This is a genomic window from Geomonas edaphica, assembly GCF_004917075.1.
In the GTDB taxonomy this organism is placed as follows: Bacteria; Desulfobacterota; Desulfuromonadia; order Geobacterales; family Geobacteraceae; genus Geomonas; species Geomonas edaphica.
Genome location: NZ_SSYB01000006.1, coordinates 122955 through 134440, shown reverse-complemented (window position 1 = coordinate 134440; position 11486 = coordinate 122955). Strand labels below are relative to the sequence as shown.

Below are 11486 nucleotides of genomic sequence, written 5' to 3'. Positions count from 1 at the left end.
AGGTCCTTTTTTGTATCTGCGGCAGGGTCAGGCCCGAAGGCCACCTTGCTAGCGTTTAACGAGGGCGAGGTTTGCGGTGCTAACTACCGCACCATTTGCGTCCTTTAGCATGGTGTTTGCCTTGGTGAAAGCGGTAGCGGCGGGTGCGGCTACACCGGGAGCTACCAGAAACTTCACTGTGGCGATGTCCCCGGCGGGCATGGGCGTGGTGTCTGCTCGGTTGAAGATCACGCGCACGGTGCTCGCAGAGAGCTCACTACCAACGAGGGAGACGTTGGTTCCGCCGATCAGGTTGGTCAGCACGCCGGCAGCAAGAGCGCCGGTGTCGTCGGTCTCAACGCTCACGTTGGAGGGCATGGTGATATCGGTCTGAACGCTTTTCACGCCGGTTCCCGTAAGGACCATTGTCAGTGTCACCGTGGTCGCACCGATATCGGCCAACTCGCCAGGAAGCGTCGTAGTGGTGATCCCGGTCTTGTTGTTGGTGTTAGTGGGTGCCACGAAGGCGTCAAGCGCATCGGTTATGCTGGTCGCCACGGGATCAGTCATGACCCCGGAGGTGTTGATCCCGGCGGCCACGGTGTCAAGCGTCGTGGAGAGACCTGTACTGTTGATCACCCCTACCTGTGAAAGCGCGGCGAGCACCAGGGTGTAGTTCTTCTGGTCCGCGGTCCCGGTGAGCGGTGCGCTAGCGTCGAGCGGCTGGGTGGCGATAATGTCGCTCACCTTGAACAGATCCGAGATCTGAGCATTGGCGGTGCCGATGTTGGCGGCAGTGACCTTCTTGCCGGTGCCACCGGAAAGGGTGACCGCCTGCCGCGCGGCGAGCTCGGTGAGCGGCGTGACGGCGACATCGACGGTCCCCGAAGTGGTGACCGCCATGGCGCGCAGCGGAGCGGTGGACGGGATGGTGGCGGTCTGGTTGGTCGCCTCATCGGTGTAGTTACCGAACACCTCGACGATTACCGGGCCGGTGTAGCTCCCGATGTTTACGGAGTAGACACCGGTGGTAGCATCTGTGGTTGCTGTGGCACCGAGCTGCTTCTTGTCAGCCCCGGTTGCGCTACTGTAAGGGGCGAAGACCTTCACGGTCCCCCCCTTGATGACGCCGGCGGCCGCGACCCCGGTGACCGTGGTGGATTTGCTTCCACCACCGCCACCGCAGGCTGCAGTTAGCATCAGAAGAGCTGCGACGAATAGTCCTTTCCAGATTTTCATAGGTTTCTCTCCTGTAAGTTATTGTGGCCTACTACCAGCTGACAGCACCGGTAATCTTCTCGAGGATTACCAGGGCGTCGCCAGCGTCAATCGCCCCGTCGGGAGCCGGTTTGCCGCTGACGAGCGGAGCTACGTCGACGTTGGTCTTCTGGTCTGCCGTTGCGGTCTCGAGTCCGAGGGCGAACTTGAGCACGTTCTGAACATCGGTGATGGTCGGGGTCGAAACGCCGTCGGTCAGGTTACCACTCGGGTTCTTCCTGATCACGGTGCGGGTTATCGTCGAGATGTTGCCCGGCTTGTCGGTGGCGGTCACCACGACGGAGTAGGTTTTCACGGTCGGCAGGTCGATGGTGACGCTGAACGCGCCGTTGGTCACCACGGGCTGAGTGGCGAGGTCCACATTGTCGACCTTCACGGCCACGGTCGCGGCGGTGAGAGTATCTTCAACGGTGCCGGCGAGGACTACGGTCGACTTAGCGGTAGCAAAAGCGTCGACCGGTGCGGAGACCGCGAGTACCGGCGCATCCGGATCGTAGGTGACATCGATGGACTGGTTGTGGTCACCGTTAACCGAGTCGGCAGCAGTTACCAAGATGGTATTGACACCTTTGACCAGTGTCAGTTGGTAAGTGAAGCTGTTGCCGCCGTTGAGCGCGACGGTCTGGGCCGCAGCGCCATTCAGGGCGATGGTGAGCGTGGTGGTCTGGGGCGCACCGACCGTGCCGGTCACGTCGACGAGCGAGCTTTTTACGGAGCTGTTCGGCAGCGGCGTGGCCACCGTGAGGTCGGAGGCGTTAGGGTTGTAGGTGATGCTTCTCGTTACACTGGTCTTGTTGCTGTTCGCATCGGTAGCGGTGACAACGACGGTATTCGCGCCCTCGGCGAGGGTAACCGCGGTCGAGAAGGCACCGGTGTTCTGGTCGTAGGTTATTCCCTGCTCCGCACCGGTCCCCACCTTGACGGTGAGGCTCGAGAGGGCGGTGCCGTTGCCGCTCACGGTGCCGGCTACGGTCAGGGCCACGTTCTTCGTAATGGCACCGTCGGCGAGCATGCCGGTCAGGGTGAGGGTCGGGCCGGAGAGGGTGATGGCGACGGAGCCGCTCTTGGAAAGCGACACGTTACCGGCTGCGTCCTTCGCCCAGGCGTAGAGGGTCTTGTTGCTGAGCCCCTGCTGCAGGTTCTGGAAGGCGTAGTTGGTCGGGGCGTTTGCGGTCCAGCCGGTCGCGTCGGCCGCGGGTGCCGTTGCGCTCTCGGTGATCAGGTATCCGGTGACGGCCACGTTGTCGGTCGCTACCACGGCCACGGTTACCGTCGCAGTGGTAGCGGTGGCGGGAACGGTGAAGGTGCCGACCACGGGCTTCGTGGTGTCGGGGAGGGTGATTGCGACCACGTCGCTCACAGCCGCGGAAACGTTGCCGACAGCATCCTTAGCCCAGCCGTACAGGGTTACGTTGGTGGCAACGCCTTGCGGCACGGTGCCGGTCACGGTGTAGCTGGTAGGTGCGGTGGTGGTCCAGCCGGTCGCCGTGGCGGCAGGCTTCGTGGAGCTCTGGGTTACCAGGTAGCCAGTCACTGCTTTGTTATCAGTAGCGGTGAAGGTGCTGACCGGGATGACAAGCGTGGTTGCAGTGGCAGGCACGGTGAATGCCGAGACCACCGGGGCTTCACTGTCCGGCAGGGTGATGGTGACAGTCTTCGTCAGCGCGTTGGAGACGTTGCCGGCCGCGTCCTTGGCCCAGGCGTAGAGGGTCTGAGTACCGGCAGCGGAGAAGGTGAAGCTGGTCCAACCGCTCCCTGTAGTTTTCCAGCCGGCGTCGGTTGCCAGCGGTTTCGTAGAAGCCTCGGTCAGCAGGTAGCCGGTGACCGCCACGTTGTCCGTCGCGGTGAAGCCGGAGACAGCCACGGTCAGAGAGGTTGCAGTGGGGGACACAGTGAGAGCGGAAACGGTCGGAGCGACGGTATCGGCGAGCGTAATGCTGACCGTAGCGGATTTGGAGGCAGAGACAAGCCCAGCGGCGTCCTTGGCCCATGCGTAGAGCGTGACGCTCTTAGCTACGCCGACCGAAAGGCTCGTGGTCACGGTGTAGCTGGTCGGAACGGTGGTGCTCCACCCTGTTGCGGTGGCGGACGGCTTGGTGCTCGACTCGTTCACGAGGTAACCGGTGACAGCGAGGTTATCGGTCGCGGTGAGTGCGGAGATGGTAATCGCCTTGGTGGTCGAGGTGGCCGGAATGGTGAAGGTGGAGACGGTCGGTGCGGTGGTGTCGGCGACAGTCACGCTGCCGTTCACCGCGGTTACGGTCACGGCAACCGTATTGGGATCGGAGATGTCCGGCGCGGCAGCAAAGATTACCGGCATAGTATAGCCGGTGGCGGTCCCGAGCGGGAACGTCATCGTTGCGATAATCCCGTCCCCCACCGTGGTGTCGCCGCCTGAGATGTTGAGCTTTACGATCCCCGTAGTCGCGTTGACGGTGCTGGAAAGCGCCTTGCCGGCGGCGGTGGCGGCAGCGCCTACAACAGTTGTCGGGTTTGCGGTCAGCTTCGTCGGATCGTACCCGATGCTGAGCGTAATGGTCGAGGCGGCCGGTGCGGCTCCGTTGTTGGCCAGGGTGATGTTGACCGTGGCGTTAGCACTCGCGGCCGAGGTGACCGTGCTGATGGTGAGGGAGGGCGTTGCCATTGCGAGGTGCGGCATCAGCACCAGCATCAGCAGGCTTAGCAAAAAGTACCATCTTCTTCTCATTGTGACCTCCGTCTATTGTTTTCCTGAATCAAAATCATCTGAACGATCAGGGAAGCACCCACCCGGCTTTCGAGATCAAGACGTTGATAAGCGTCTGTACATCCGCCGATGTGGTCCTGCCGTCCGGTGCGAGGTTGCCTGAAACGAAGTTCACGTCGCACAGGTTGTTGTAGGTGAAGCCGGGCTTCTGAATTACTACGTTAATTGCGTACTGCAAGTCGGCGGAAGAAACCGCTCCGCTTCCGTTGCAGTCTCCGATCTTGCCGATGGCCTGGTTACCGGCGGTCCCGCCTACCACACCGTTCACCGCTACGGAATTAGCCTGGGCATCGGCTGCGTCGGCTACTCCCGAGAGTGTGATGTCGGTCAGCGTGGACCCAGACGGGGTGAACGTCACCAAGGCCACTACCCCGTCGGGAAGCGCAGCGCTTGTCCCCGTTGATGCATCGTTAAGGCTCCCGCCTTTAGGATCGGTGGAGCTTTCCGTCATCCCCCCTGCGATAAGGAGACGGTACTTTCCTGCAGAAATCACGTTACCGTAAAGCGCCTTCCCCACCGAGGTCGCCGCGGCCCCCGCTGTTCCGACCGGGGCGCTGTAGAGCCCGGGGTCGTAGGCCAGGTCGAGCGACAGGATCGAGATGCTGCTACCGTTGTTGGCCAACATGACCGGTACGGTCACCGTGTTGTTGGCGGTGTAGTAGGGCTTGCCGACAGTCACCGTCGCCCCGAAAGCGAGGCTAGTACTGGCCAGCATGACCAGCGTGAACAGTAGGGTCTTAAGTTTCATGCACTCTCCTTATCGGGGAGGCTCCTTAGGGAAGAACCCACCCCGCTTTAGTAATCAGCACGTTGATTAGTGTCTGTACGTCAGCGGAACTGGTCTGGCCGTCTGGGACGAGTGTCCCGTTCGCTACGTTGAAGTTGACGTCGCAGAAGGTGCTGTAGTCGAAGCCAGGCTTACCGATCACGATGTTTATGGCGTACTGCAGGTCAGCGGAGGTGATCGCGCCACCGGAGTTGTTGCAGTCCCCGATCCTGCGCTCCACGATGAGGTTCCTGACTACGGTGCTAGTTCCGGCGGTGGAAGTTGCGGTCACGGTGACCGGGTAGGAGCCGCGCGCCGCGAAGCTGACATCCTGGCTAAAGCTCCCCGAGGTAACCTGCGGTGTGAAGGTCTTGCCGCCTGCGCTGACAGAAACGGTCGCCCCGCTTGAGACGGTTCCCGTTATCGTCTGGGTGCTCTTGTCGATCACCACATCCTGTACCGGCCCTGTAACGACAAGGTCGGGAAGCGTGGAAACGAGGGAGATGGTCCTCTTGCCGTAGTTCTTCTTGCCAGAGAGATCTGCTACCACCTCGATGGTGTTCACCCCGGCGACGATGGTCACGTTGGCGATCCAGTCGGTCCCGCTTACGATCGCCTGTACCGGGGCACCCCCGTTGACCGAAACGGACACGGTAGCGCCAGCAACAACTGTGCCTGACACCGTGGTGGAGGCCGTCGTGGTGACTTGGTTGTCGGCGGGTTGTGTGACCGAAAGGGCGGGCGCCGTAGCGTCGTAGGTGATGCTACGTGTGAAGGTGGTGGTCCCATTCGCCACAACCTCGACGGTGTTCGCTCCGGCGACTAGTTTGATCGGGAAGCTGAAGCTCCCATCTGCCGCGAGGTTAGCCGTCTGGCCATTTACCGTAAGGGTGGTAACACCGGTTGCCGCGGAGCCCGCAACGTTGAGCACCTGGTTCGCGGTCACCGCCTGGTCGGAAAGGGTGGAGAGGGTAACAGTGGGGGCGACGTAGGTTACCGTCACGCTGCGCGCGACGGAATCGGAGACGACGCCGGTTGCCCCTTTGGCCCACGCATATAGGGTGATATCACCCACCCCCGAAACAGTGTAGCTGGTGGGGGCGGTGGTTTTCCAGCGGGTGTCGGTATCTGACGGCTGGGTAGCGCTCTCGGTGATCATGTAGCCTGCGATGGTCCCGAAGGTCGGCTCACTGGCGGTGAAGGTGATGCCGCTCACGGTGAGCGACGTAGAAGTCGAAGGTACCGTGAACGCGGTAACGGTAGGCTTGCCCGAACCGAGCACCGCGTTCTTACCGGTGACCGGCGTGGTAGCCGACAGCACCGTCACGGTGTCTGCCGTCGCTACAGTGGCCTTCTGGTTGTAGTACTGCTTTGCGTACGAGGTGCCGGCGGTATCGAAGAACACCTTATAGCTGCCGACAGTGATGCCTGCAATGGCGTAGGTCCCGTTCGAGGCGGTCTGGGTGCCGTAGTAGTTTGAGACGTACGAACCGGAAGTGGTGAGCAGATACACCCCTATGCCGGCAACGGGCGCGCCATTCTGATCGGTCACCGTGCCGCTTATGTTGATCCGGTACAGCATGATGTTGCTCGGCAGGCTGTTCACCTGCCCCGCGGTCACCGTGAGCGAGTCACTGTAGAGGGTATCGGCGTACACACCGGCCGCGCCGATCGCCTTCACCTTGTAGGTGGCGGGGGGGAGCAGGTTGAACGAGAAGGTGCCGTCGCTCTTGGTGGTGGCGGTCGGGTAGCTAGTGGCGTTGCCGTTAGCGTCCAGAAGCTGAATGGTGACACCAGACATCGGCGAAGACGAGCTGTTCACCACCTTGCCGGTGATGGCACCCCACCCGCCGAGGACGGCATTGATGCCAGTCTGCAGCACCCCTGAGTTCACCGGGAGGAGGTCGGAGTCGTCCAGGCGGTTATTGTAATAGGTGGTCTGCTGCACGCCGTCGATCAGCTTCGTGAAGATGACCTTGTAACCGACCGTATTGGTGGTGAGCCCGCCGATCAGGTAGCTTCCGTCAGTACCCGTGGTGGTCGCAGCCACGTAGCCCCCCGTCGATGTACGAACCTGCACCGTGGCGTCCGCGATCGCGGCGCCGGAGAAGTCGGTCACCTTTCCGGAAAGGTTGGCGCCGATCATCACGGTGCCATCCTTTATCTCGGTACTGTTGCCGTTGGCGTCAAAGACGAACACCGACCAGTTATAGAGGGTGCCGGCGACGAGCGAGGTTGGGTAGCCCCCAGTCACGGAGGTATCTGCGGCAGTCGGCAGATACTGGCCCGAAAGCGTGCCGGAAGGGATCTGGGGGGAGAGCCACGCATCACCGTTTAACTCGTTGACACCATAGATGGCGAGGCGGTACGCGGCAACGCTCCCGCTTTGGGGTGCCGTCCAGTTGAAGGTCGGGTTGGTGGTTCCCCCTACCCCGCCCAGCGGCGAGACCGGAGCGGCGAAGGAGTCGAGCACGGCACTAACGTTGAGCTGTAGTGTTTCAGGCGCTATGGGGTTGGTCGGGTCAGCCGGATAGACGACGTCTACCGAGTAGGCATCTCCAACCTGGGGACGCGTCGCCACCGGTACGGTCACGCTGTAGGTAGTCCCGGCAGTGTCAGGAACGAGGGCAACCGGAGAGGAAACCTGCGCGCCGGAAAGAGTCATATCGGGCAGCCCCGCCAGGGTGTCCGGAACGGTGACCGTTGCTGTGATGGAATACCCCTCTGAACTCCCCTGCTTCCAGTGGTTCGTGGTCAATCCCTGCGGGGTCGCCACCGTAGCGAGCGCCGCATGCGGCGCCAGAAGGAGCGCGAGCGCGAGAAGCGCTCCCGCGAGCAACGTGCCTGCGGCGGATGTTACGTTAAATCGCTTGAAAATGTGGTACAGCATCCTGCCTCCTCTTTGTTTCCCACCCTGGCGCTTCAGCCTGGGTAGTTTGGCCTGTCTCCCATAAAGCCGCATCTGGTGCGGCTTTCGACCCGGCCTTGCCGGGACAACAGATGCTGTAGCAATAAGCGCTCCCAAAGAGGAACGCCGAAAAACATCTCAAAAGGACGGCACACTAACCAATAAAAACAAGCACTTAGCTTGATGTGCCGGCTATCATTGGGTGACACTCCGCCGCCGCTACGCCAATTGACGTAACCGCAACGCCTTTTGCCCACCAGCATGTACAACGACCTCCTCCCGTCCGAGGACAAGAGAATATGAGGCGAAGAGGTTGCTAGGAGCCAAAACGGCGCCTTATAATACGCCAGCTTAAGTCCCTTTGTCCAGATGAAAAAATATTGAAAATTGCAAAAAAGCCCTCCCCCAATGTGTAGAGGGGAGGGCTTTTCCACCTGTCGGCCGCTGGGCCTTCCTCGGGGCCCCAACCTGCCGTTATTTATCCATTATCCATCATCAGTCGTCCCTTGGTTACGGCCTCACCCCGACCCAGGAAATGGCACGCGCACGGTCCTCTTCGGTGAACAGGGTCGTCGCCAGGAGGTTCTGCAGCGTCACCGCGACAGTCGCGTTCAGCCTTCCGTCGTCGGCGAGGTCGATGGAGTCGTAGGTAAGCCTTTTCACGTAGTAGCTGTTGTGGGCATACCCACCCTTCTCACCGTCTAGAAGCTTCAGGTTGAAGGCTGCCCCCATGAGGTCACTGCCACTGTACCAGGGCGGGCTTCCAGCCACATAGAAAGCACGCCAGTTGCGATACGCGGTGGCCGCGCCCTGTGCCGCCTGGTCCCCCGTGGTGAAGAAATACGGGGAGAGCGCGGCGTTGTAGTAAATTCCCTTCCGCGCGAGGACCGCGGCGAGGGCCTTCAGTGCCGAGCCGTAATCCCGCCTTTTACCATCGAGTTGCGCCGGGTCGTTGAGCGGTATCGGTTTCACTGTCTGGTCGTGACAGCCACTGCAGGTCGGGGCAAAGGCGGTGATCTGCGTGATCATCCCGGAGGCGTCCTTCTGAACCGGAGAGAAGGAATGTTTATCCTCGGCCGACATGTGGCAGAAAATGCACGAGCCCGGATCGTCGCCGCCTAAGGCCCCATGGACCGCGAAGGTGCCGCTGTAGCTCTTGCCGAAGAACTCGTAACCATTCTTGCCATACAGAATCCCCGCCGCCGCCATGCCGTGCGGATCGATAAAGGGGGTGTTACTCCAGAAGGTGCCCGAACTTCCGTAGCGCTGCGCGAGTATCCTGAGCGTGCTTCCCGCAGTCCTACCGGTGTGGCATACGATGCAGTTGTTCGACTCACCGGTGTCCGCCGGCATGAGGACCGGGTTTAGCACCTTCGTCCCGGCCGTGCTGTAGTTGTAGTAGGCGGTCACGATTGGCACGTCGCGCCTACTGAAGGCGGGGATGTACGTGTAGGTGTCCCAGTCCACGATGTCGTAGGAGAGGAAAGGCGTCGGGGTGTGGCAGGCCGAGCAGACTATCATCTCGCGGGCCGGCCGATCTGCCGGGTCGTCGAACGCGGCGATATCCTGGAAGCCAGAATCAACGTACTTCACGTATCCCGTTGTCGTGTGGCACCGTACGCAGTCCGCCCCTGCCGAGTTTGCAGGTGTAGCGGGAAGCGCGGTCCCAAGCGTTTTGAAGTCGAAGGAGACGTAAGCAGCCGACTTACAGTCACCCTTGCCCGAGCGCCCCCACTGTCGGTTCGCGCTGTAGACGTTGAAGGTGCTTACTCCCGCCTCGTCGATGGTTCTGTGGCAGTTTTCACACCCGATACGGGAGGTTACGTAGCGCGCCGTGGAGAAGGAGTTGAAGTGCGGCGGCGGCGCCGTGATGGTGTAAGGGTTGTGGGTCAAGTGACAGCTGCCGCAGATTCCCTGGCTATCCCAGGGGTGAGGTTGTCCGTGGCAGTCGCTGCAGCGGTTGAAGGTCGAGGTCGCCGTGTGATCGTAGTGGCAGCCGATGCAACCGGTATTCAGATGCGGAGAGGCCGAAAAATCTGTCGCAATCTGCGGCGTAGCTGTGCTGTGGCATGGCAGACAGGAGCTTCCAGGCTGGGCAAGGTAGGGATGCCCGAGGCTACCGTCCGGGTTATGACACCCAGAACAGCTCACCGCGGCCGTCAGGTAGTGGGTGGATTGCTGGTATGCCGCGGCAATGGCCGGATCCCTGTTGCCGTGACAGGAGAGACACCCGGCAGAATCATACCCCGCCTGGGTGAGCACGGTGATAACGGGTGAGGTCGCCGTGGAGGTCGCGCCGCGCGTAGAGGTTACCGTCACCTGCACCAAGTAATCGCCGGGGAGCGATGCCTTGAAACTCGTCACTGCATCGGGTCCGGGGCCTGCCGGGGTGAGCGTCACCGCGGCGGGGTCGCCGGACACTACCTGGAAGCGGTAGGAAAGGGGTGCGTCGTTGCTAGTTGAACCGGAGGCATCAAGGGTAACCGGTGTATTGACCGGCGTGCGTGTCGTTGCTGTCGCAAGGCGCGCCGTAACCGTAGGGATACTGAGGAAGCTGGCCTGCGCAGTTACGCTGCTCGTCCCGACCGTATAGTCGTAATAGACCGCTGCCGGGTAACTGCCGCTCCAGACCTGGCTCCCCCCCACCGAGATCGAGGTGGCGCTGTATCCCGTATTGGGGGTCGCCGTGACGCGCACGACGTTTCCTGTACGCAGCCCGGTAAGCGTCGTCGTAGTAATGGACCCGCCGGTGGGACTTATGCGCTGCATGGAAAGCAGGCCTCCCGTCGTCTGGTTCGCCGTCATGGAGTAAGTCGCCGCGGTGAAGTATGCAATCAGTGTCCGCGCGGTTTTTCCCGCCTGCGGGATGGCAACGTCCCCTCCCGCCGCAGGAACGGAGATCACACTCCCGTCCAGGGTCACCATCGATACCGTGTACCCCGCGGTGGGGGTGACGGCGACGATGGTGTCACCCGTCGGAATGGTGAGATATCCGGTACCCGTGGTGACCACCTTGTAGGGCGAACCTCCGGCGATACTCCCCGAGGGGCTCCCGATTTTAGCGGTCAGGGTCCACCCGAGGGCGAGCGAGGGTAGACAGGTGAGGATGACGAGGAACAACAGTGCCTTCTTGATCATGCCGACCTCCATTACGGTGCCTTATATAAGATGGTGACGAGGAAGGTGACTATGGGTTAATTAGGCGAGAGGGGGCCTTAGGCTCATGAGATATTACTTGGCGTAGTCGAAAATGCAAGCAAGTGTAAGAAAAAATTGTAGGAGGATAAGCAAAAAACGTTCAAAGTTCAGCGTGCAACGTTCATTTAACGCAACCGTGCCGGCCATCTCCCCACGCGCCCCGCCCCCCCTTTGCGAAGCTTCTTCAGGGAATACCGGGGAAGCATGAGTGCGTTGGTCTCGAAGCCGCGAGCACGGCATCACGTCCTGTCCTTTGCGAAGGTTCATCCGGGAATTCCGGGGAAGAAGCCTTTCAGGTAACCCGTGTCCTCTCATGCTGAGAACGGTGGCCTTATAGCTCCCCCCTTTGCGAAGGGGGGACGGGGGGGATTTGCTTTTCATCCACTGGTTTTAGCCTGTTGAACGGAGTCGCTTTCCTCATGGACAAGTTGTTCGTCATCTGTCACTTGCTGTTGCAGCGTACGTGATTGCAGCGTCAGCAGGTGTTTGTATGGTCCGACCAAGGCAAATCCCCCCTGCCCCCCCTTCGCAAAGGTTCATCCGGGAATTCCGGGAAAGAGGCCTTTCAGAGAACCCGTGTCTTCTTTTGCTGAGAACGGTGGCCTCGCGCC

Annotated in this window: 5 protein-coding genes; all 5 read right to left on the bottom strand. The window is 61.1% G+C overall.

The features are described from left to right. Positions 1–48: 48 nt before the first annotated feature. Entirely contained in the window at positions 49–1218 is a 1170-nt protein-coding gene (locus E8K79_RS19035; protein ID WP_136516132.1) for a hypothetical protein, read from the bottom strand. A 31-nt stretch (positions 1219–1249) separates the two neighbouring features. Further along, on the bottom strand, positions 1250–3964 hold the full coding sequence (locus tag E8K79_RS19030) for a beta strand repeat-containing protein (RefSeq protein ID WP_136516131.1): 2715 nt from the start codon (positions 3962–3964) through the stop codon (positions 1250–1252). A gap of 46 nt (positions 3965–4010) precedes the next feature. Beyond that, positions 4011–4751 carry a cohesin domain-containing protein gene (locus E8K79_RS19025; RefSeq protein ID WP_136516130.1) on the bottom strand — a complete coding sequence of 247 codons (741 nt, stop codon included), beginning with the start codon at positions 4749–4751 and terminating at the stop codon, positions 4011–4013. A gap of 25 nt (positions 4752–4776) precedes the next feature. After that, entirely contained in the window at positions 4777–7659 is a 2883-nt protein-coding gene (locus E8K79_RS19020; RefSeq protein WP_162604721.1) for an MSCRAMM family protein, read from the bottom strand. A gap of 528 nt (positions 7660–8187) precedes the next feature. Further along, a complete protein-coding gene (locus tag E8K79_RS19015) occupies positions 8188–10815 on the bottom strand; it encodes a cytochrome c family protein (RefSeq protein WP_136516128.1) in 2628 nt (875 codons plus the stop codon). Between the last annotated feature and the right edge of the window lie 671 nt (positions 10816–11486).

Excerpts from the sequence above, each read along its gene's own strand:
- E8K79_RS19035 (WP_136516132.1), bottom strand. The coding sequence starts at position 1,218 with ATGAAAATCTGGAAAGGACTATTCGTCGCAGCTCTTCTGATGCTAACT.
- E8K79_RS19030 (WP_136516131.1), bottom strand. The coding sequence starts at position 3,964 with ATGAGAAGAAGATGGTACTTTTTGCTAAGCCTGCTGATGCTGGTGCTG.
- E8K79_RS19025 (WP_136516130.1), bottom strand. The coding sequence starts at position 4,751 with ATGAAACTTAAGACCCTACTGTTCACGCTGGTCATGCTGGCCAGTACT.
- E8K79_RS19020 (WP_162604721.1), bottom strand. The coding sequence starts at position 7,659 with ATGCTGTACCACATTTTCAAGCGATTTAACGTAACATCCGCCGCAGGC.
- E8K79_RS19015 (WP_136516128.1), bottom strand. The coding sequence starts at position 10,815 with ATGATCAAGAAGGCACTGTTGTTCCTCGTCATCCTCACCTGTCTACCC.